A 21,613-nucleotide genomic window follows, 5' to 3' on the forward strand; every position below is an offset into this window, starting at 1 on the left:
GGGGTTCTTCGTCGGTATGAGAGCAGAGAACCCCAACACGCGGTGCTCGTTCAAATGAGGTTGGCTGCGCCAGTCAGCGTGCGGGCTGAAGTCGGGGGTTTGAACAGGTTGTGGTGGGTGGGGAGTGGTTATTGCTTGTTCAAGGTCCCGGGATGGCGTGCACGGTTCCGGGATGGTGTGCGAGGTCCCGGGTGGGTGTGCAAGGTTCCAGGGTGGGGTGCACGGTCCCAGGGTGGGGTGCACGGTTCCGGATGGGGCTTCGCGGTCCCCGCGGTCGGGGCTCAAGGGGCCTCGGCTGCGGGGACGAGCGCGGTTGCACAGCGCGGGCGCTGACTCGGTCGCCCAGAACCACCCAGTGCCCGATTCGACGCCCACGTTGGACGACCGCACGCGTCCCCGCGCGGTGGGTTCACCCATCGTGTTGTGGGTTCCTCACCCGTGTGAAGGGTGCGGAACCCACAACACCGTGGGTAAACCCATCGCACGGCGGAAACCCGGAACCCGGAACCCCTACGACCACACGCGCCGCCACGGCATCACGCCGCCACGCGCCGCCACGGCATCACGCCGCCACGCGCCGCCACGGCATCACGCCGCCACGCGCCGCCACGGCATCACGCCGCCACGCGCCGCCACGGCATCACGCCGCCACGCGCCGCCACGGCGCACCGTCACCGCGTGCCGAACACCGCCGACCAGATCACCGCCGGCTGATCCACAGTCCCCGCGGCACGGCATACGAGCGGATAACCCCTCGTGTAGGAGGCCCCAAGGGCGGTGTGGTGGTGTGGCGTGGCGGACGTCCGGGTCCTCCTAGCGCGGGCTCCGACCCGGTCGCGCAGACGCCCACGGATCGGTCCGGAGCGTGTGCGCCGACTCGGTCGCACAGACGCCAACGGATCGGTCAGGGGCGCGGGCGCCGACTCGGTTGCTCACACGGACGGTCCGGAGCGTGTGCACCTGCCGTCGTTCGAGGTGCGGCGGCCTGCCCGGCCGGGCGCGTGAGTCAGTTGGGGGAGAGGCTGGACCAGCTGATCAGGTCGGTGGCGGGCAGCGACGGGAGGGCGGTGATCGCGGAGAGTTCGGTGTCGATCAGGCCGACGAGGTGGGCCAGGCGGGTGGTGACGTCCTCCGCCTCGAGGAGTTTCTGGCGGTCCGCGGTCATCAGTTTCATCGCGGCGGACATCAGGTACGACAGCGTGCCGGGATCGTCGGGCAGTTCGCCGAGGTGCAGACCCGGGCTGCTGATCTCGCTGACCGCGCCGGCGTACCGGCGGAAGCGTTCGAGCGCGACGGTCGCGGTGCCGAGCGGGTCCTCGCCGAGGTCGTCGGGCAGCCACTCGACGTCCGCGATCAGGTAGTCGCCGGTGCCGTCGAGTTCGGTGACCTTGAACCGCCGGTTGCCGGTCAGCGTCACCTCGAGCGGTCCTTCGTCGTCCGCGTCCAGCGTGATCTCCGAGATCGTCGCCGCACAGCCGGTCCCGTACAGCGACCGGAACACCCGCTCACCCAGCTCGTACCCGTCCCGGACCGCGAGCGCGCCGCAGACCAGCTCGCCGCCGTTCTCGACCAGGTCGCGGATCACCGCCCGACCCTGGACGTCGGTCACCGGAATCGCGATCACCAGCCCGGGAAAGATCACCGTGTCGACAGTGAGCAACGGCAGGCGGGAGTCCATGCCGACGAGCGTAGTGGACCCGGCCCGCGAACTGTGCCACCGCTCACCGACCGTGACCGGTCGTCCTGTGGATACACGGTCGGGACGGCGTGGCGTGACCACTAGACTGGCCGCATGATTCGCCGCGTCGACCTGCGGGGCCGAGTGGCGGCTGGAGAGGTCTCGGACCTCCGTGCCGAAGTCAATGCCCTCGTTCCCCGAGCCGTGTTCGACGTCGAGAAGGCTCTCGACGTCGTCCGACCCATCTGCCTGGACGTCCGCCATCGCGGCCTCGAGGCGATCCGGGAGTACGGCGAGAAGTTCGACCATGTGTGGGTCGAGGACATCCGGGTCCCGGCCGAAGCGTTGAAGACCGCCCTGGAGGAGCTCGACCCGGAGGTGCGCAGTGCCTTCGAGGAGTCGATCCGCCGCGTCCGCGAGGTGAGTCAGGACGAGCTGACCGCTGACATCGCCTCCGAGCCCGCGCCCGGCGGGCGGGTGACCCAGCGGTTCGTCCCGGTCCAGCGGGTCGGTCTGTACGTGCCGGGCGGTCGCGCGCCGCTCGCGTCGAGTGTCGTGATGAACGTCGTTCCGGCCCAGGTCGCCGGTGTCCCGTCGCTGGCGGTGGCATCGCCGCCGCAGAAGGAATTCGGCGGCCTGCCGCACCCAACCGTGCTCGCGGTCTGTGCGTTGCTCGGCATCGAGGAGGTGTACGCGATGGGCGGCGCGCAGGCGATCGCCGGTTTCGCGTACGGCTTCGACGGCTGCCCGAAGGTCAACCTGATCACCGGTCCCGGCAACATCTACGTGGTCGCGGCCAAGCGTGCGCTGCTGGGTGAGGTCGGCATCGACTCCGAGGCCGGTCCGACCGAGATCGCGGTCCTCGCCGACGACAGCGCCGACCCGCGGCACGTGGCCGCCGACCTGATCAGCCAGGCCGAGCACGACCCGATGGCCGCGAGCGTGCTGGTCACGCCGAGCGAAGAGCTGGCGGCCGCGGTCGAGGCCGAGCTGCCGGGCCAGGTCGAGCAGACCAAGCACCGGGAGCGCGTGATCGAGGCGCTCGGCGGGCAGCAGTCCGCCGTCGTCCTGGTCGACGACCTCGACCAGGGCACCACGGTCGTGGACGCGTACGCCGCGGAGCACCTCGAGATCCAGACCGTCGACGCCGAGGAGCGCGCCGGGCTGATCACCAACGCCGGCGCGATCTTCGTCGGCAGCTGGTCGCCGGTGTCGCTCGGCGACTACTGCGCCGGGTCGAACCACGTCCTGCCCACGGCCGGATGCGCCTGTCACTCGTCAGGCCTGTCCGTGCGCAGCTTCCTGAAGGCCGTGCACGTCGTGAACTACTCGCGCGACGCCCTGCGGGAGGTGTCCGGCCACGTGCTGGCGCTCGCGCACGCCGAGGACCTGCCGGCCCACGGCGCCGCGGTCACTGCACGCTTCGACGGCCCACAATCCGACAGGAAGAGCTGATGGGTGCCTTCGACGGGCTGCCGATCCGCGACGAGCTGAAGAGCTTCGAGCCGTACGGCGCCCCGCAGCTCGACGTGCCGGTGCTGCTGAACGTCAACGAGAACCCGTACCCGCCGAGCGAGGCGACCGTCGCCGACATCGCCGCCGCGGTGACCGAGGCCGCCCGCGGCATGAACCGCTACCCGGACCGCGAGTTCATCGGTCTGCGCGCGGACCTCGCGGCGTACCTGGCGCGCGAGTCCGGTGCTCAGCTCCAACCCGAGCAGGTCTGGGCCGCGAACGGGTCCAACGAGGTCATGCTGCACGTCCTGCAGGCCTTCGGCGGCCCCGGTCGTACGGCGCTGTCGTTCGCTCCGACGTACTCGATGTATCCGGAGTACGCGCGGGACACGAACACCGCGTGGGTGACCGGCCGCCGGGCCGAGGACTTCACGCTGGACCGCAGCAAGGCGATCGCCGCGATCTCGCGGCACCGGCCCTCAGTCGTGCTGCTCGCCTCGCCGAACAACCCGACCGGTACGGCGCTGCCGATCGACGTGACCGAGGCGATCGTGGCGCACGCCGCGGCGCTCGGTGCGGTCGTGGTGGTCGACGAGGCGTACGCCGAGTTCCGCCGTACCGGCACGCCGAGCGCGGTGAGCCTGCTGCCGTCGTACCCGAATCTCGCCGTCGCGCGGACGATGTCGAAGGCGTTCGCGATGGCCGGCGCCCGCGTCGGGTACCTGGCCGCGAGCAAACAGTTCGTGGACGCGCTGCGGATCGTCCGGCTGCCGTACCACCTGTCCGCGATCACGCAGGCGGTCGCGCGCGCCGCGCTGGCACACTCGGGCGAACTGCTCGGCCGGGTCGAGCAACTGCGGGTGGAGCGGGACGAAACCGTGGACTGGCTGCGGTCGCTCGGGCTGCGGGCGGTCGACTCGGACGCGAACTTCGTCCTGTTCGGCACGTTCGCGGACCGGCACGCGGTGTGGCAGGCGCTGCTGGACGACGGCGTGCTGATCCGGGAGACCGGGCCGGACGGCTGGTTGCGGGTCTCGATCGGCACCGGCGAGGAGATGGCCGCGTTCCGCGCATCGCTGGAGCGCGTCCTCAAGACAGACACGGGAAGGCAGTCATGAGTCGTACGGCGCGGATCGACCGCGAGACGAGCGAGTCGAAGGTCCTGGTCGAGTTGAACCTCGACGGCGAGGGCCGGGCGGACATCTCGACCGGGGTCGGTTTCTACGACCACATGCTGAACGCGCTCGCCAAGCACGCGCTGCTGGACCTGCACGTGAACACGGTCGGCGATCTGGAGATCGACGCGCACCACACGGTCGAGGACACCGCGATCGGCATCGGCCAGGCGCTCCGCGAAGCCCTCGGTGACAAGCGCGGTATCCGCCGCTTCGGCGACGCGACCGTCCCGCTGGACGAGGCGCTCGTGCACTGCACGGTCGACCTGTCCGGCCGTCCGTACTGCGTGCACACCGGCGAGCCGGACGGCCAGGTGTACGCGATCATCGGCGGCGACTACGCCGGTTCGCTGACCCAGCACGTGTTCGAGACGCTCGCCTTCAACGCCGCGATCTGCATCCACCTCCGGGTGCTGTCCGGCCGCGACCCGCACCACATCGTCGAGGCCCAGTTCAAGGCGTTCGCGCGCGCACTGCGGGCGGCCGCCGAGCCGGACCCGCGGCAGCCGGGCATCCCGTCCACCAAGGGCGCCCTGTGAGCAAGCAGGTCGTGCTGCTGGACTACGGCTCCGGCAACATCCGGTCGGCGGAGCGGGCGCTGCAGCGCGTCGGTGCGGATGTCACGGTGACCGCGGACTTCGAGGCGGCGTGCAACGCCGACGGCCTGCTGGTGCCGGGGGTCGGTGCCTTCGAGGCGTGCATGACCGGGCTCAAGGCGGTCCGCGGGGATGTCGTGGTCGACCGCCGGCTGACCGGCGGTCGCCCGGTGCTCGGCATCTGTGTCGGCATGCAGATCCTGTTCTCGCGCGGCATCGAGCACGGCGTCGAGAGCGAGGGCTGTGAGCAGTGGCCGGGGACGGTCGAGCGGCTGCAGCCGGAAGACGCCGAGCCGGTGCCGCACATGGGCTGGAACACGGTCGAGGCCCCGGACGGCAGTGCGCTGTTCAAGGGCATCGAGGATGAGCGGTTCTACTTCGTGCACTCGTACGGCGTTCGGACCTGGGAGCTCACCGACACGCGCGACTCGGTCACCCCGCTGGTGACGTGGACGACGTACGGCGGGGACCGATTCGTCGCCGCGGTCGAAAACGGGCCGCTCTCGGCGACCCAGTTCCACCCGGAGAAATCCGGTGATGCGGGCGCGGCGCTGCTGGAGAACTGGGTCCGCTCGCTCTGATTGTTCCGTACCGTCCGCGGGCTGTCACCGACTGCGACGCGCCCGGTGCCGGTGGTTGATGGCGACGGCGATCGAGGGGTACACGAGCACCGACAGGACGCCTGCGCCGACCAGCGCGGCGGCGTTCTCGGGCAGCATCTTGCCGGTCTCGAGCCCGATCGTGGTGAGGGCGACCAGCACCGGCAACGCCGTCGACACGATGAAGACGAGCTCGAGCCGGGCTGCCCAGGGGAGTGCGGTCCGGTACACCAGGAGGGTCGGCAGCCCGCGGACGATCAGCAGCAGAACGAAGAACAGCAACAGCCGCGCCGGGGCCTCCGCGACAGATTGCACCGCCAGCCCCATCCCCGACGAGACGAAGAAGATCGGGATGAAGAAGCCGTAGCCGATGGCATCGAGTTTGCGTTCGAGACCTTCGGTGTTGCCGGGGGCCCATCGTCGCAGGACGACACCCGCGATGAACGCGCCGAGGACCACGTCGAGCCCGAAATCGCTGGCGATCACCAGCAGGAGCAGCAACAGGGTGATGGTCCACCGCAGCGTCGCCTGGGTGGTCGCGTCCTCGCCCTCGGCCATGATCCGGGCAAGCCGGCGCCCGCGCATCAGCTTCGGCAGCAGCACGCTCAGGCCGAGGGCGAACAGTCCCATGCCGGCGAGCGAGACGAGCCCGACGAAACGCCCGTACGACCCGAGCAGGATCGCGATCGCCAGCACGGGCAGGAACTCGCCGACCGCTCCCGACGCGAGGATGTACGAGCGGAACGGCCCGCCCAGCATCTGGTTGTCGCGCAGGATCGGCAACAGGGTGCCGAGGGCGGTGGTGGTCAGGGCGAGTGCGACCGGCAGGAAATCCCTCACCACGGCCAGCGCCTCGAGTCCTCCGACAACGGCAGCGGCCAGGCCCGCGGAGACCAGCCACCCGGTGACGGCGAGGGTGCCGGCCCGTTGCCGGAACAGGCCCAGTTCCAGCTCGTAGCCGGCGAGCAGGAACAGAAACCCAAGACCGACGTTCGAGAGCAGCGCGATGCTGTCCGGATCCGCCAGGCCGAGCACGTGTGGACCGACGACCACACCGCCGATCAGAAGGAGCACGACCTGTGGGATCCGGAACCGGCCGAGCAACCCGACCAGGATCGGCGTCACGGCAGCCACCAGCGTGACCACGAACAGGCTGGTCAGTCCCGACCCGAGTTCAGCCCCCATGCCATCAGCCTGACCACGTCGGCGTCTCGCCGGCCTCCCTCAGATCAGACGATCGTCCTCCGAGATGGTCACTTCCTGACATTCGTTCTCTTGCTGCTGACAGTTGTTTACCGTACGTTCATGGGTCACCACTGCTTGTCGTCGAGTCAGGAGACCCCCATGTCCAACTCGTTGTCCAGGCGTCAGTTCGTCGGCCGCGCCGCCGCGGCCGGGGTCGCGGTCAGCGTGGCCGGCTCGGTCGAGGCGTTGTACACCGCGCAGCCCGCGCTGGGAACGTCCGGCCCGAAGATCGGGTACGGCCCGCTGATCGAGGACCCGAACGGCATGCTCGACCTGCCGCGCGGGTTCAGCTACAAGGTGCTGTCCCGGGAGGGCACGATCAAGCCCGACGGGTTGCCGACCCCGAGCCGGTTCGACGGGATGGGCGCGTTCCCGGACCGCAACGGCGGGTCGCGGCTGGTCCGCAACCACGAGTGCAGCCCGACCGCGAAGATCACCGTCGTCGCGCCGCCCGAGCGGACCTACGACCCGGCCGGTGGCGGCGGGACCAGCACGCTCGTCGTCGACCGGCACAACAACGCCACCCGGGAGTTCGTCAGCCTCGGCGGGACGGCGATCAACTGCTCCGGCGGGATCACGCCGTGGCGCACCTGGCTGACCTGCGAGGAGACCGAGAACAAGGCCGGCGACGCGGGCCACACCAAGGACCACGGCTTCATCTTCGAGGTCGACCCGTACGACGACCGCCGCAACGTCGACCCGTTCCCGCTCACCGCGATGGGCCGGTTCCAGCACGAGGCGGTCGCGGTCGACCCGGCCACCGGCATCGTGTACGAGACCGAGGATGCGTTCGTGGCGCCGCTCGGCGGCTTCTACCGCTTCCTGCCGAACCGGCCGCGCGGCGGCTGGGGATCGCTGCGGGCGGGCGGAGAGCTGCAGGCGATGCACATCCCGGACCTGCCTGACCTGTCGGTGGTCCAGGAGGCCGGCACCGAGTTCCGCAACGTGCAGTGGGTGACCGTGCCGGACCCGCTGGCGAAGACCGAATCGGTGCGGGCGCAGGACTACGGCAAGCCGATCACCGGCGGCTACAAGCTCGAGGGCTGCTGGTGGGGACAGCTCGACCGCTGCGTGTACTTCGTCTCGTCGTTCGCGCGCACCGAACTCGGCCCGAAGGTGGACCACGACGGCCAGGTCTGGCGGTACGACCCGCGGAAGCGGACGCTGCGCCTGGTGGTGATCTTCACCCGCCCGAAGCCCGGTTCGGACGACCCCGAGTTCGATGCCCCCGACAACATCACGATGTCGCCGTACGGCGGGCTGATGATGTGCGAGGACGGGCTCGGCGAGCAGCACATCCTCGGCACCACCGAGGACGGCGAGGTGTTCAAGTTCGCCCGCAACCGGGTGAACAACGGCACGCCCGAGGATCCGTCGTACGGCGAACTCGCCGGTGCCGGGTTCTCCGCCGACGGCCGGACGATGTTCTTCAACGTCTACAACCCGGGCATCACGTACGCGATCACCGGTCCCTGGCGGCGCCGCCGCTAGTCGTCTGAGTACGGCTAGGGCGCCGCGCCGGGGAACGCGACCGGCGCGCCGCCCCAGGCCAGTTGGCGGCTCGCGGCGTCCAGCAGCGACTCGACCGCGAAGATCCGGACCGCGGCATCTTCGGCCGCCTCGACGAGGTCGCCGTACACCGCGGCGATCCGCTGCTCGACCACCAGCACCAGCGCGGTCGCGGTGGCGGCGTTGGTGACCGGCCGGGGGAGCGTGTACGCCGGTTCGGCCGCGGCCGGGGTCTCACCGGCGGCGACCAGCAGCGCGCTCAGCCGGTCCCGCCGGGTGCGGTGCGTTTCGAACGCCGCCGTCGCCGCGGTGAAGCGGCTGCCGCGGAGCTTCCCGCCGGCCACGCCGACGCCGTACAGTGCCGCATGCTCGCCGGCGAGGGCGGCCTGCAAGGCTTCGACCTGGTTCACGACGTCGCCTTCTTCCGCGGGGCGAGGGTGCTGCTCAGCTGGGTTTCGGAGGCGGCAATCTGGGCGAGCAGGCGGGCGGGTGCGCCGGACAGCTTCGCCGCGGCGGCTGCGGCCGCGACCGCGGCGGCCTTCTCCCGCTGGGAGATCGCGGCCAGCGCGGCCTGTGAGGTCGCCGGGACCGCGACTGTGCCCGCCTTCGCGGCCACGCCTGCTGTCTCCTTGAGCTTCGCCAGGTGGCTGGTGTGGTACTTCACCGCGGCGGCCAGTTGCGGCCGCAGCGCCGGGTACTTCCGGCTCGCGGTTGCGCAGAGCTGGGACAATTGAGATACCAACGTCGCCGCACCGCTGAGTGCCGCGACGACCGCGGGATCGACGGTGGGTGTCTCCTCGCCCGGTTCGCCCGCCGTGGACGGCTTCCCGTTCACGGCACCCGGCGTACCGGATCCGGCGGCAGGGTCGTCCTTGCAGCCGGTCAGCGCGGCGGCGCCCGGGACGAGGGCTGCGGTCGCGACGACGGTACGTCGGCTCAGGCGGCGATCAGGCACGGCGGAACGATACCTGGTGACGCGTCCGCGACCGGCCCGGGACGAGGCGGTGACCAGGAACACCCGCTGGTCCGGATAGGGTGGGCTACTGCCCTCGGCGCGAGAGTCGCGGGTGGAACGGGTGCACAACTGGAGAGAGGCAGGTCAACTGTGAGCCGACGGACCGACCACACGGACACCACGAGCCTCGAGAACTTCCTGCGGCCGATCGTCGAGCAGTTCGGCTGCGACCTGGAAGGCGCGGACATCACGCCGGCCGGGCGCCGCCGCCTGCTGCGCGTCCTCGTCGACCGCGACGGCGGCGTCAGCCTCGACGACGTGGCCGAGGTCACCCGGGCCATCTCCAAGGCGCTCGACACCGACGACATCATGGGCGACGGTGCGTACACGCTGGAGGTCTCCAGTCCCGGCGTGGACCGGCCGCTCACCCTGCCCCGGCACTGGCGCCGTAACGCCGGCCGGCTGGTCGCGGTCACGCTGACCGCGGGCGGCAAGGTCACCGGCCGGATCAAGTCCGTCTCCGACGAGGCGGCCGAACTGGACGTGAACGGCACACGGCAGCGCGTCGCGTACGCCGACGTGGCCAAGGCCAAGGTCCAGATCGAGTTCAACCGGGCTGCCGGCAACGACGAAGACGAAACACCTGCCGACGGCACGGTGGAGGAGAACTGACATGGACATCGACATGGCCGTGCTGCGGTCCCTGGAGCGGGAGAAGGACATCTCCCTGGACGTGGTCGTCGAAGCGATCGAGCAGGCCCTGCTGGTCGCGTACCACCGCACCGAGGGCGCGCAGCCGCACGCCCGCGCCGAGCTGGACCGCAAGACCGGGCACGTGACTGTCTACGCCCGCGAGCTGGCCGAGGACGGCACCGTCGCCCGCGAGTACGACGACACCCCGGCCGACTTCGGCCGGATCGCCGCCACCACCGCCAAGCAGATCATCCTGCAGCGGCTGCGCGACGCCGAGGACGAGATCCGCTACGGCGAGTTCTCCGGCAAGGAGGGCGACATCGTCTCCGGTGTCATCCAGCAGGGCCGCGACCCGCGCTCGGTGATGGTCGACCTCGGCAAGATCGAGGCCGTACTGCCGCCGCCGGAGCAGGTGCCGGGGGAGAAGTACGAGCACGGGGCCCGCCTGCGGGTGTACGTCGTCGGCGTCCGCAAGGGGTTCAAGGGCCCGCAGATCACGGTCAGCCGGACGCACCCGAACCTGGTGAAGAAGCTGTTCGCGCTGGAGGTCCCGGAGATCGCCGACGGCACTGTCGAGATCACTGCGATCGCCCGCGAGGCCGGCCACCGGACCAAGATCGCGGTCCGCACGCTGAACCCGTCGGTGAACGGCAAGGGCGCCTGCATCGGGCCGATGGGGCAGCGGGTGCGCAACATCATGCACGAGCTCCACGGCGAGAAGATCGACATCATCGACCACAGCGACGACCCGGCGACCTTCGTCGGGAATGCGCTGTCCCCGGCGCAGGTTACGTCTGTAGAGGTTGTCGACGCCGCGGCCCGAGCGGCGCGCGTCGTCGTACCGGACTACCAGCTCTCGCTGGCGATCGGCAAGGAAGGGCAGAATGCCCGTCTCGCCGCCCGCCTCACAGGTTGGCGGATCGACATCCGGCCGGACACCGAGAAGGCGGCCGAGTCGGCGGACCGGTGATGCGACTCGTTCCGGCGAGAAGGTAGACTGATGTCTCGGTCGGTCGACTGAGTCGCAACCACACCCAAGGAACACGTGACAGTGAGCGCAGACGCGCGCCCGGGCAAGGTCCGGGAGCGCACCTGTATCGGGTGCCGGAAGCGATCCAGCCCGGCTGACCTGCTGCGGATGACGGTTTCCGGAGAGCCAGGCCCTCAGGCGGTGGTTCCGGATCCCGATCGTCGGGCACCTGGACGTGGAGCGCACCTGCACCCCACGCTCGAGTGTTTCGACCTCGCCGTCCGGCGCAAGGCGTTCCCACGGGCCTTCCGGGTCCCGGGTCCGCTCGACGTGACCGGGCTGCGGGACTACCTCGCGCAGCGTGATAAGTAAGAAGCAACACCAATGGCGGCCACCCGGCCGTCCGCGGCGGTCCGGCCGGACCGTTCGTGACCGACATGAAGGCGGGTCATCGACTCATGACCACTCGATGAGTGTCTACCGATGAGTGCAAAGCGATGAGCACGTACGTCAACTAACGGTCCGCGCCCCAGGCTCGGACCAGAGGGAGAGTAGTGGCAAAGGTCCGGGTCTACGAGCTCGCGAAAGAGCTCGGAGTTACCAGCAAGGTCGTTCTGACCAGACTGAACGACATGGGCGAGTTCGTCCGTTCGGCATCCTCGACGATCGAGGCACCTGTCGTGCGGAGGTTGGCGGAGGACTTCGAGAAGAACCCGCCGAAGAAGCGCGCGGCCAAGAAGGCCGCCGCCAGCACGTCCGCGGCGCCGCAGGCGACCGCACCAGTGACGTCGGCCCCCAAGCCGGCGCCGTCGGCGCCCACCGGGCAGCCGACAACCCCGAAGGCTCCGGCCGAGCGCACCGCGCCGGCTGCTGAAGCACGTCCCGAGGCGGCTGCGGCTGCCCCGGCCGCGCCCGCCTCGCCGGTCAAGTCCGTTCCGGCGCCGGGTGCCAAGCCCGGTCCGCGTCCGGGCCCGAAGCCGGGTCCGAAGCCGGAATCCGCTCCGGTCGAGTCCGCCCCGGCGGCGTCGGCCGCGGCACCGGCTCCGGCCGAGTCCGCTCCGGCGGCGAAGTCCGAGGCCCCGGCCCCGGCGGCACCGTCGTTCGAGGCGCCGGCCGCGCAGTCTGCCCCGGCTCCGGCCCCGCGCCGGACCGGTGGCGAGTCCCCGGCCCGTCCGGGCCCGCGTCCGGCAACCCCGGGCCCGCGTCCGGCCGGCGGCCAGGGCGGTCAGCGTCCGGGTGGTGCGGCCGGCTCCGGTCCGCGTCCGGGTGCGCCCCGTCCGGGTGCCCCGCGTCCCGGTGCGCCCCGTCCGGGCGGCCAGGGTGGCGGCGGTCCGCGTCCGGGTGCTCCGCGTCCGGGCAACAACCCGTTCAGCTCGACCCAGGGCATGCAGCGCGGCGGTCCGCGCCCGGGCCAGGGTGGCGGCGACCGGCAGGGTGGCGCTCCGAGCCCGGCCGGTATGGCTCCGCGTCCGCCGCAGGGCCGTGGCGGCGACAACCGCGGCGGCAATGACCGTCCGCGTCCGGCCGGTGGCGTTCCGGGTGCTCCGCGCCCCAACCCGGCGATGATGCCGAAGTCCTCGGCCGGTACGTTCACCGGTCGGCCCGGTGGCGGCTCCGGCGGTCCCGGTGGCGGCCGCGGTGGCGGCGGTCGTCCGGGTGGCGGTCCGGGTGGTGCCGGTCCGCGCGGCGGCGGCGGTTTCCGTCCCGGCGGCGGCGGCCCGAGCGGCCCGCCCGGTGGCGGCGGTCGTCCGGGTCCGGGCAACCGCGGACGCGGCGGGACGCAGGGTGCCTTCGGGCGTCCGGGCGGTCCGGCGCGGCGCGGCCGCAAGTCGAAGCGGGCCAAGCGCCAGGAATTCGACAACATGCAGGCTCCGTCCGTCGGCGGCGTGCGCGTCAAGCACGGCAACGGCGAGGTCGTGAAGCTGCCGCGTGGTGCGTCCCTGACGGACTTCGCCGAGAAGGTCGGCGTCGATCCGGCGTCGCTGGTTCAGGTGCTGTTCCACCTCGGTGAGATGGTGACCGCGACCCAGTCGGTGAACGAGGAGACCCTCGAGCTGCTCGGTACCGAGCTCAACTACGACGTACAGATCGTGTCCCCGGAGGACGAGGACCGCGAGCTGCTGCAGTCGTTCGACATCGAGTTCGGCAACGACGAGGGCGACGAGGAAGACCTCGCGCCGCGGCCGCCGGTGGTGACCGTGATGGGTCACGTCGACCACGGTAAGACCAAGCTGCTGGACGCGATCCGGATGGCGAACGTCGTGGCCGGCGAGGCCGGCGGTATCACGCAGCACATCGGTGCGTACCAGGTGACGACCGAGGTCGACGGCGAGCAGCGGGCCATCACCTTCGTCGACACCCCGGGTCACGAGGCGTTCACCGCCATGCGTGCCCGTGGTGCGCAGGCCACCGACATCGTGATCCTGGTGGTCGCGGCCGACGACGGCGTGATGCCGCAGACGATCGAGGCGCTGAACCACGCCCGCGCGGCGGGTGTCCCGATCGTGGTCGCGGTCAACAAGATCGACGTCCCGAGCGCGGACCCGGCCAAGGTGCGCGGTCAGCTGACCGAGTACGGCCTGGTCCCCGAGGAGTACGGCGGCGACACGATGTTCGTCGACGTCTCGGCGAAGTCGCGGATCAACATCGACGGGCTGCTGGAGTCCGTGATCCTGACCGCGGACGCGGCGCTGGATCTGCGGGCCAACCCGCACATGCACGCCGAGGGCATCGCGATCGAGGCCAACCTCGACAAGGGCCGTGGTCCGGTGGCGACCGTGCTGGTGCAGCGCGGCACGCTCCGGGTCGGCGACTCGATGGTGGTCGGTCCGGCGTACGGCCGGGTCCGGGCCATGCTCGACGAGCACGGCAACGCCGTCGAGGAGGCGACGCCGTCGCGTCCGGTGCTGGTCCTCGGTCTGACCGCGGTGCCGGGTGCCGGTGACAAGTTCCTGGTCGTCGACGACGACCGCCGGGCCCGGCAGATCGCCGAGAAGCGCGAAGCCCGCGCCCGGGCGGCCGCCAACGCCAAGCGGCGGGTCCGCCGGACCCTCGAGGACTTCATGGCCTCGATGGAGAAGGGCGAGAGCCAGGAGCTGCTGCTGATCCTCAAGGGCGACGTGTCCGGTTCGGTCGAGGCGCTGGAAGACGCCCTGGTCCGAATCGAGGTCGGCGACGAGGTCAGCTTGCGGATCATCGACCGCGGTGTCGGCGCGATCAACGAGAACGACGTCAACCTGGCCATCGCGTCGAACGCCGTCATCATCGGCTTCAACGTGCGGCCGGCGGGCAAGGCCGGGGACCTGGCCGAGCGCGAGGGCGTGGATGTCCGGTACTACTCGGTCATCTACTCGGCGATCGACGACATCGAGGCCGCCCTGAAGGGCATGCTGAAGCCGATCTACGAGGAGGTCACCCTCGGCCAGGCCGAGATCCGGGAGATCTTCCGCTCCTCGAAGGTGGGCAACATCGCGGGTTGCTGGGTGACCAGTGGCCTGATCCGCCGCAACGCCAAGGTCCGGTTGATCCGGGACGGCGCGGTGGTCGTCGACAACACCGAGCTGTCGTCGCTGAAGAGGTTCAAGGACGACGCGTCCGAGGTCCGCGAGGGCTTCGAGTGCGGTCTGACCATCAACAACTTCAACGACATCAAGATCGGCGACGTCGTCGAGGCCTTCGAGCTCCGCGAGAAGCCGCGCAGCTGACAGGGCTGACAAGCAGGCGGTGACCCGGCCCGGGTCGCCGAGGAGTAACGTCCGGAGAGGCGCTGGTCGCCTCTCCGGACGTTGCCATGAAATGCCATGAACGAGGGAGTGAGCCCGATGGGTGAAGCAAGGGCGAAGCAGCTGGCCGACCGGATCCAGGTGCTCGTCGCGGAGCTGCTGGAGCGCCGGGTGAAGGACCCGCGGCTCGGGTTCGTCACGGTCACCGATGCCCGGCTGACCGGTGACCTGCGCGAGGCCAGCATCTTCTACACGGTGTACGGCGACGAGCGCGCGCGGGCCGACACCGCGGCCGCTCTGGAGTCGGCGCGGGGCCTGATCCGCAGCGAGGTCGGCAAGGCCCTCGGACTGCGCCACACGCCGAGCGTGGCGTTCTTCCTGGACGCTGTCCCGGAGACCGCCGGGCACATCGAGGAGCTGCTGGAGAAGGCCCGGATGGCCGACGCCGAGGTGGCCAAGGCCGCCGCGGGCGCGAAGCCGGCCGGGGACGCGGATCCGTACAAGCACAAGGACGACGACGAGGACGAGCAGGACTGAGCGCGCGTTGAGCCTCGAATTCACACCGGCCTCGGACGGCATCGTCGTCGTCGACAAACCGGCCGGGATGACCTCGCACACCGTCGTCGCCAAGATCCGCCGGCTGGTGGGGACCCGTAAGGTCGGCCATGCCGGCACGCTGGACCCGATGGCGACCGGTGTGCTGGTCGTCGGCCTGAACCGTGCGACCCGGCTGCTCGGGCATTTGCAGCTGGCCGACAAGTCGTACGACGCGACGATCCGGCTCGGTGCCACGACGACCACCGACGACGCCGAGGGCGAGATCGTCAGCACTGCCTCGGTGGACGGCGTGACGGCCGAGGCGATCTCGGCCGCCGTCGAGGGGTTCCGCGGTGAGATCTCGCAGGTGCCGTCGAAGGTCTCGGCGATCAAGGTCGACGGCCGGCGGGCGTACGAGCGGGTCCGCGCGGGCGAGGAGGTCGCGCTCAAGGCGCGGGCCGTGACCGTGTCGCGCTACGAGATCCTCGACGTCCGCCCGGACGCGGACGGGATCTCGGTGGACGTCTCGGTCGACTGCTCGAGCGGCACGTACATCCGGGCGCTGGCCCGCGACCTCGGCGCCGAGCTCGGCGTCGGCGGGTACCTGACCGCGCTGCGCCGTACCCGGGTCGGTGCGTTCGACCTGGCGCAGGCGCATTCGCTGGAGGCGTTGGCGAAGTCCTTCGAGTGGGTGCCGATCGCGGAGGTTGCCGCGGGCACCTTCCCGCGGTACGACGCGGACGAGGAGCGAGCGGCCGCGATCCGCACCGGCCGCCCGCTCCAAGGCCTCGACCTCGCCCCGGGGCTGAACGCGATGTTCGCCCCGGACGGCACCTTTCTGGCGCTCTACGAGCCGCACGGCCCGGTCGCGAAGCCGACGGCGGTCTTCGTCGGCTGACCCTCGATCAGCCGACGAGAACCAATCAGTTGGCTGGCCGTTTGCGCAGCGGTCAGTTTGGCGCAGCTGATCAGTTTGCGCAGCCGGACCACAACACGGCGCGGGCGAAACCGTAGTCGCGGTCGCCGACGGCGTCGTACGTCGAGCCGCGCTCGAACAGGTACTTCACCGTGTTGTAGCCCTCCGCGTCGATCGCGTACTGCGTACCGTCGGGTCGCTCGACGAAGGTCTTGCCCTCGGCGGTCAGGTACGCGACGTCGCCGGAGCCGTTCACCGCGTCCAGAACGGTCGGGAACGTGACCACCTTGTCGTTGTCCAGGCTCCAGCGGCCGCCGAAGACCGCGCCGCCGTCGGTGTACTGGATGCCGATGAACCAGTCGCCGCGGATCTCGGTCAGCGACACACCCGCACCGTCCTCGCCGGTGACCGGCGTCCCGGCCTGGTTCCAGCGCGTCCAGACCATGCCGATTTCCTGGTCCCCGTCGAAGGTGCTGCCGACGACGGTGCCGTTCTCGTTGATGTCCACGCCGTACGCCTGCTCAGCGGTGGGCAGGCGTACCGGGTGACCCTTCGCGGGCCAGACCACCGGCACCGATCGGCCGGTGGCGGCGTTCACGCCGGACCCGACGACGTCACCGCGGTCGTTGATCGCCCGGACGGTGATCCCGCGGACCGACGGCGGCGCCGTGAGCTCGCGGATCGTGCCGTCCTCCGAGCGCAGCCACGACCGGACCGTCCCGTCGGCGCTCGTCGTGCTGCCGAGCACAGTGCCTTCCCGGTTCACGTCGAGCAGCGCGGTGTCGCCCGGGAACGGCTCGACGACCTTCGGTTCGCCGCCGTCGGTCCACAGCAGCGGGCGGTGGGTACCGTCCTCGAGCTGGACGGTGCCGACCTGGTAGCGACCGCTGGAGTCGGACGTGCCGACCGCGGCGAAGACGTTGACCGGCAGCCCAGCCGGGAGCGGAAGCTCCTTGGCCACGCAGCTGGCTGCCGGTGCCTGAAGGGCTGCCGGTGCCTGACTGCCTGCCTGGGCTTGGCTGCCTGCTTGGGCCGATTGGGGTGCCGCCGGCTGGGCTGCAGCCGGTGAGAGTCCGGTGACGATCGGACCGGCCAGCAGCGCGGACAAGCCGGCCACGGTCGCCAGGAGCACGGGCATCTTCATAGCTTCCCCTTCACAACGTCTGCGTTGTCCCCTACTCCTGCTCGATGCGGCGGCGGGGCCGATTGTTGTCGGTGGTCGCCGTTAGCGTGGTCAGGTATGAGATACGGGTTCGTGATGGCGTACGGCGATGCACGGGACGCGGCCGAGCTGGCGGTGATCGCGGAGGACCACGGGTGGGACGGGTTCTTCGTGTGGGAGTCGATCTGGGGGATCGACGCCTGGGTGATGCTCGGTGCCGCGGCGATGACGACGCGACGGATCCGGCTCGGCACGATGCTGACGCCGTTGCCGCGCCGCAAACCGTGGGACGTCGCCGGTCAGGTCTCGACCGTCGACAACCTCAGCAACGGCCGGGTGATCCTCGCGGTCGGGCTGGGGGTGACGGGGGAGGACCGGTTCTGGTTGTTCGAGGACGATCCGGGGCGGAAGGTGCGCGCCGAGCTGATGGACGAGTCGCTCGAGATGCTGCAGCACTTGTGGCGCGACGAGCCGTTCGAGTTCACCGGTAGGCACTACCGTGCACGCAAGGTCCCTGAGCTGATGCCACCGGCGCCGCCGCCACCGGTGCAGCAGCCGCGGGTGCCCACGTGGGTCGTCGGCGCCTGGCCGCGTCCGAAGTCGATGCGCCGGGCCGCGTTGCAGGACGGCTGGCTGCCGAACTACGTCGTACCGCCCGGGCAGGAGCGCGGTGAGTGGACGCCGGACCTGCTCGCCGAGGGCGTCGAGTGGATCCGCCGCGAGCGCGCGAAACACGGGTTGACCATGGACGGGTACGACATCGTCGCCGAGGGCACCACGTCGGCCGACGACGCGGATCCGGCGGCGACGGTTCGTCCGTGGGCCGAGGCCGGTGCGACCTGGTGGATCGACGCCGACTGGTCCTCGATGGACCGTGACGTCGTCCGGCAGACCGCCGAGCGCCGGTTGAAGGCCGGACCGCCGCGCGTCGATTGACCGGCACGTACCCTGGAGAGGTGCGTTCTCGCCCGACGTTGGAGTGGGCCCCAGGGCCTGAGGTGTTGGCGTTGGAGCCGGGGGCGACGGACGTCCGGCCGGTTGCGGACGTCGTCCGGGGTGGGCGGGTCGTCGTGCTCAGCGGGGCCGGGATCTCGACCGAGTCGGGGATTCCCGACTACCGCGGCGAGACCGGCAGCCTGCGCACCCATACCCCGATGACGTACGGCGACTTCGTCGGCAGCGAGGCCGCGCGGCAGCGGTACTGGGCGCGCAGCCATCTCGGCTGGCGCACCATCGCCCGCGCCGCCCCGAACGACGGCCACCGGGCGGTCGCGGCGCTACAGGCGTGTGGCTACCTGAGCGGCGTCATCACCCAGAACGTGGACGGCCTGCACCAAGCCGCCGGCGCGCGCGACGTCATCGAGCTGCACGGCAACCTTGACCGCGTCATCTGCCTCGACTGCGGGACGACGTCCGCCCGTGAGGTCCTCGACCAGCGGCTGCGGGACGCCAACCGCGAGTTCACCGCGGAGGCGACCCGGATCAATCCGGACGGCGACGTCGAGCTGCCCGAGGAGGTGGTCCGCACGTTCACCGTCGTGCCGTGCACAGTCTGCGGCGGCACGGTCAAACCCGACGTGGTCTTCTTCGGCGAGAACGTCCCGAAGGCCCGGGTCGAACGCTGCTACCGGATGATCGACGACGCGAACGCTGTGCTGGTGCTCGGCTCGTCGTTGACCGTGATGTCCGGATTCCGCTTCGTGCGGCACGCGGCCAAGGCCGGTACGCCGGTCCTGATCATCAACCAGGGTCTGACGCGCGGCGACCCGTACGCGACGTACCGGGTGAATCTGCCGCTCGGGCGGGCGCTGACCGAGCTGGCGCACCAGGTCACAGCCGGGGAAGAAACCGGCGGGCCGAGCCACGCGTGAGGTGGCTCGGCCCGTGGTCCGCAGTACGGATTGGAAAGGGTCAGCGTTGCGCGCTGGTCCGTACGCGGAACTGGGAGGCCAGATCGGCCAGTTGGGGTGAGGCCTTCGCCTTCGTGGCGAGCGTGCGGGCCTGACTCGCCCACGCGGCCTGCTCGGAGGCGGTGACGACCGGCGCCTGACCGGTCAGAGTCTTGTAGGTGATCGACGCGACGCCGGCCTGGCCCTCGAAACGCGGGTGGTAGTTCAGCGCCCGCAGCAGGTTGATGTCCTTGCCCTGGATCCAGGCCTGGCCGTCCGGTGCGCAGGCGTCGTGACCGGTGGACGGCGTGAAGGTGTCGACGTACGTCGCTCCGCCCGCGGCGGCCGCGTTGGCGACGGCGGCGTTGAGCGCTTCCTCGATCGAGTACAGGTAGGCGTAGTCGCCGTCCGCGAACGGCAGGATCGACGGGCAGGTGCCGTGCTTCGGCGCGATCTTCGGGTATCCGATCAGCAGGATCGTCGCCTTCGGGGACCGGGCGCGGATGCCGTGCACGACCGCTGTGATCCGGGCCTGGGTCTGGGTGATCTTCGCGCGCAGCGTGTCCACGCCGTCGACCGTGAAGTGCGCCTTGCAGGGCGCGCCGGCCGGGTCCGAGGCGCGCAGCCCGGGGCAGGTGCCGATGATGTCACCGAAGACCCCGAAGTCGTTGCCGCCGATGCCGAGCGTCACCAGGTCGGTGTCGGCGGTCAGCGCGTTGAACTGCGGCGGGGCGGTGCCGAGCGCCGTGCTCTGCGGCTGGGTCATGTTCGTGGTGTCGGCGCCGCCGCAGCTCACGTCGGTGAACCGCCACACGTGCAGCGCCGCCGCCAGCATCTTCGGGTAGTTGCTGAACGACCGCGCGCAGCCGAGCGACAACAGGTCGGCCAACGGGACGAACGGAGCCGAGGTGTACGAGTCACCGAGCGCGACGTACCTGGTGAAGCGCGCCTTCGTGACGGGCGTCCTGGTGGTGAGCGTCCTGGTGGTGAGCGACTTGGTGGTGAGCGACTTGGCGGTGAGCGTCACGGCTGTGGGCGAGCTTGCGGTGGCAGCGGTGCCGGCCGTGGTCGCAGTGGCGGCGGCGGTGATGGCAGCGGTGGCAGCGGTGGCAGCGGTGGCAGCGGTGCCGGCAGTGGTGGTCGTGGTGGTGATGGCAGTGCCGGCAGTGGTCGTGGTGGTGGCGGCAGCGGTGGCGGTGGTCGTGTGGACGGCGAGCAGTCCGCCCGTCAGCGCGAGCGACGCGCAGGCAGCGACCAGACGGCGTGACTTCACGAGACCTCCCCAGGCTCACGGTGCGCGGCCCACCCTAAATTGAGTGACTCCCCGATTACAAGGGGTGATCGTGGACCTGGTGAAAGCAACCGGCACCGGACGTGGAATCCTGCTGCCATGCGTGTCTGGCACGGATTGGACGAGGTGAGCCCGGACTTCGGGCCGTCCGTCGTCACGATCGGCAACTTCGACGGTGTGCACAAGGGTCATCAGGAAGTGCTCGCGCACGCCCGCGCGCGGGCGGACGAGCTGGGCGGTCTGCCCGTGGTCGCGATGACGTTCGACCCGCACCCGATGCGGGTCCTGCGGCCCGACCACGCGCCGCAGATGCTCACCGACCCCGAGTGGCGCGCCGAGCTGCTCGGCGCGGCCGGGGCGGACGCGGTGCTGATCCTCCCGTTCAGCAAGGAGGTGTCGCAGTGGTCGCCGGAGGACTTCATCGAACGGACGCTGGTGAACGCCCTGCGCGCGAAAGCCGTCGTCGTCGGTGAGAACTTCCGCTTCGGTCACAAGGCGGCCGGCCACGTCGACACCCTGGTCCAGGCGGGAACGCAGTACGGCTTCCAGGTCGAGGGGCTGAGCCTCGCGGGCGACCAGCAGCCGTGGTCGTCGACGTACGTGCGGCAGCGGCTCGCGGACGGCGATGTGGAGGGCGCGACTGCGGCGCTCGGCCGTCCGCCGCGGGTGACCGGGGTGGTCGTCGAGGGCGACAAGCGCGGCCGCGAGCTCGGCTACCCGACCGCGAACATCCCGGCCGATCCGGGTGCGGCGGTTCCGCAGGACGGTGTGTACGCGGGGTGGCTGACGGTCCTCACCCCGGCGCCGGGCGCTCCGGCGTACCCGGATCCGCTGCCGGCCGCGATCAGTGTCGGCAGCAACCCGACGTTCGACGGCGTGGACCGCCGGGTGGAGTCGTACGTGCTGGACCGGGACGACCTGGAGCTGTACGGCGCGACGGTGGCGATCGACTTCGTGGCGCGACTGCGTGGGACGCAGATCCGGTTCGACAGCATCGACGAGCTGCTGGTGCAGATGAAGGCCGACGTGGACGGAGCACGCCGCTTGCTGAGCGGTGACGCGGACTAGTGCGCGGGTTGGTGGGCTGACTGGTGCACCACCCGGGGCACCGACTGGCGCACCGGCTGGTGCACGGCGGGGCTGATTAGGGCAGGCGTCCACGGACTGATACGCTGGCTGCTGCCGTCTGAACGGCCGCGGACAGAGAGTGCTCGGGTGAAG

20 protein-coding genes are annotated in these 21,613 nt (G+C 70.7%); 14 read left to right on the forward strand and 6 right to left on the reverse strand.

Features of this window, described 5'->3' with window-relative positions:
• Positions 1-1,006 precede the first annotated feature (1,006 nt).
• A complete protein-coding gene (locus tag AB0B82_RS10990; protein WP_360165048.1) occupies positions 1,007-1,678 on the reverse strand; it encodes an LON peptidase substrate-binding domain-containing protein in 672 nt (223 codons plus the stop codon).
• 114 nt (positions 1,679-1,792) lie between these two features.
• On the opposite strand from AB0B82_RS10990, the gene hisD reads away from it, so the two are divergent.
• Genes hisD through hisH form a run of 4 tightly spaced genes read left to right on the forward strand, consistent with a single transcriptional unit; the run spans position 1,793 to position 5,485 of the window.
• A complete protein-coding gene (hisD, locus tag AB0B82_RS10995; RefSeq protein ID WP_360165050.1) occupies positions 1,793-3,133 on the forward strand; it encodes a histidinol dehydrogenase in 1,341 nt (446 codons plus the stop codon).
• Complete coding sequence (locus AB0B82_RS11000) at positions 3,133-4,251, forward strand: histidinol-phosphate transaminase (protein ID WP_360165052.1); 1,119 nt, start codon at positions 3,133-3,135, stop codon at positions 4,249-4,251. The genes hisD and AB0B82_RS11000 overlap by 1 nt, the downstream gene beginning before the upstream one ends.
• Positions 4,248-4,847 carry an imidazoleglycerol-phosphate dehydratase HisB gene (hisB, locus tag AB0B82_RS11005; protein ID WP_360165054.1) on the forward strand — a complete coding sequence of 200 codons (600 nt, stop codon included), beginning with the start codon at positions 4,248-4,250 and terminating at the stop codon, positions 4,845-4,847. The genes AB0B82_RS11000 and hisB overlap by 4 nt, the downstream gene beginning before the upstream one ends.
• Positions 4,844-5,485: an imidazole glycerol phosphate synthase subunit HisH gene (gene hisH, locus AB0B82_RS11010; RefSeq protein WP_360165056.1), complete on the forward strand. Its 642-nt coding sequence runs from the start codon at positions 4,844-4,846 to the stop codon at positions 5,483-5,485. Before hisB ends, hisH begins: the two co-directional genes overlap by 4 nt.
• 24 nt (positions 5,486-5,509) lie before the next feature.
• Here the strand turns inward: hisH and AB0B82_RS11015 are convergent, their stop codons facing one another.
• Entirely contained in the window at positions 5,510-6,688 is a 1,179-nt protein-coding gene (locus tag AB0B82_RS11015; RefSeq protein ID WP_360165058.1) for a cation:proton antiporter, read from the reverse strand.
• 159 nt (positions 6,689-6,847) lie between these two features.
• Here AB0B82_RS11015 and AB0B82_RS11020 point away from each other — a divergent pair, with 159 nt between their 5' ends.
• Positions 6,848-8,239 carry an alkaline phosphatase PhoX gene (locus AB0B82_RS11020; RefSeq protein ID WP_360165060.1) on the forward strand — a complete coding sequence of 464 codons (1,392 nt, stop codon included), beginning with the start codon at positions 6,848-6,850 and terminating at the stop codon, positions 8,237-8,239.
• 14 nt (positions 8,240-8,253) lie between these two features.
• Here AB0B82_RS11020 and AB0B82_RS11025 read toward each other — a convergent pair whose 3' ends face one another.
• Positions 8,254-8,667: a ferritin-like domain-containing protein gene (locus AB0B82_RS11025; RefSeq protein ID WP_360165062.1), complete on the reverse strand. Its 414-nt coding sequence runs from the start codon at positions 8,665-8,667 to the stop codon at positions 8,254-8,256.
• Positions 8,664-9,212 carry a cell division protein FtsK gene (locus AB0B82_RS11030; RefSeq protein WP_360165064.1) on the reverse strand — a complete coding sequence of 183 codons (549 nt, stop codon included), beginning with the start codon at positions 9,210-9,212 and terminating at the stop codon, positions 8,664-8,666. The genes AB0B82_RS11025 and AB0B82_RS11030 overlap by 4 nt, the downstream gene beginning before the upstream one ends.
• Before the next feature lie 150 nt (positions 9,213-9,362).
• Between AB0B82_RS11030 and rimP the strand changes: the two genes are divergently transcribed.
• The 6 genes from rimP to truB all read left to right on the forward strand — a co-directional run bounded on the left by rimP (position 9,363) and on the right by truB (position 16,032).
• On the forward strand, positions 9,363-9,884 hold the full coding sequence (gene rimP / locus AB0B82_RS11035) for a ribosome maturation factor RimP (protein WP_360165066.1): 522 nt from the start codon (positions 9,363-9,365) through the stop codon (positions 9,882-9,884).
• Between the two features lies 1 nt (position 9,885).
• A complete protein-coding gene (gene nusA, locus AB0B82_RS11040) occupies positions 9,886-10,875 on the forward strand; it encodes a transcription termination factor NusA (protein WP_360165068.1) in 990 nt (329 codons plus the stop codon).
• Between the two features lie 81 nt (positions 10,876-10,956).
• Positions 10,957-11,247 (forward strand): YlxR family protein, encoded by a 291-nt coding sequence (locus AB0B82_RS11045; protein WP_360165070.1) that lies wholly within the window; start codon positions 10,957-10,959, stop codon positions 11,245-11,247.
• A gap of 182 nt (positions 11,248-11,429) precedes the next feature.
• The gene (gene infB / locus AB0B82_RS11050) at positions 11,430-14,579 is read left to right on the forward strand and encodes a translation initiation factor IF-2 (protein WP_360165072.1); all 3,150 of its coding nucleotides are present in this window, start codon (positions 11,430-11,432) and stop codon (positions 14,577-14,579) included.
• Positions 14,580-14,696: 117 nt separating this feature from the next.
• Entirely contained in the window at positions 14,697-15,134 is a 438-nt protein-coding gene (gene rbfA / locus AB0B82_RS11055) for a 30S ribosome-binding factor RbfA (protein WP_360165074.1), read from the forward strand.
• A 7-nt stretch (positions 15,135-15,141) separates the two neighbouring features.
• Positions 15,142-16,032, forward strand: coding sequence for a tRNA pseudouridine(55) synthase TruB (truB, locus tag AB0B82_RS11060; protein ID WP_360165076.1), 891 nt, complete (start codon positions 15,142-15,144; stop codon positions 16,030-16,032).
• 70 nt (positions 16,033-16,102) lie between these two features.
• Here truB and AB0B82_RS11065 read toward each other — a convergent pair whose 3' ends face one another.
• Positions 16,103-17,194: a hypothetical protein gene (locus AB0B82_RS11065; protein WP_360165078.1), complete on the reverse strand. Its 1,092-nt coding sequence runs from the start codon at positions 17,192-17,194 to the stop codon at positions 16,103-16,105.
• A gap of 96 nt (positions 17,195-17,290) precedes the next feature.
• Between AB0B82_RS11065 and AB0B82_RS11070 the strand changes: the two genes are divergently transcribed.
• Together AB0B82_RS11070 and AB0B82_RS11075 are read left to right on the forward strand one after the other, a co-directional pair.
• The gene (locus AB0B82_RS11070; protein WP_360165080.1) at positions 17,291-18,148 is read left to right on the forward strand and encodes an LLM class flavin-dependent oxidoreductase; all 858 of its coding nucleotides are present in this window, start codon (positions 17,291-17,293) and stop codon (positions 18,146-18,148) included.
• Positions 18,149-18,168: 20 nt separating this feature from the next.
• On the forward strand, positions 18,169-19,083 hold the full coding sequence (locus AB0B82_RS11075; RefSeq protein ID WP_360165082.1) for an NAD-dependent protein deacetylase: 915 nt from the start codon (positions 18,169-18,171) through the stop codon (positions 19,081-19,083).
• A gap of 40 nt (positions 19,084-19,123) precedes the next feature.
• On the opposite strand, the gene AB0B82_RS11080 is transcribed toward AB0B82_RS11075, so the two are convergent.
• A complete protein-coding gene (locus AB0B82_RS11080; protein WP_360165084.1) occupies positions 19,124-20,374 on the reverse strand; it encodes an SGNH/GDSL hydrolase family protein in 1,251 nt (416 codons plus the stop codon).
• A gap of 117 nt (positions 20,375-20,491) precedes the next feature.
• Between AB0B82_RS11080 and AB0B82_RS11085 the strand changes: the two genes are divergently transcribed.
• Positions 20,492-21,460: a bifunctional riboflavin kinase/FAD synthetase gene (locus AB0B82_RS11085; RefSeq protein ID WP_360165086.1), complete on the forward strand. Its 969-nt coding sequence runs from the start codon at positions 20,492-20,494 to the stop codon at positions 21,458-21,460.
• The last annotated feature ends 153 nt before the right edge of the window (positions 21,461-21,613 follow it).

Origin of the sequence: Kribbella sp. NPDC048915, assembly GCF_040649595.1 — a bacterium.
Classification (GTDB): domain Bacteria; phylum Actinomycetota; class Actinomycetes; order Propionibacteriales; family Kribbellaceae; genus Kribbella.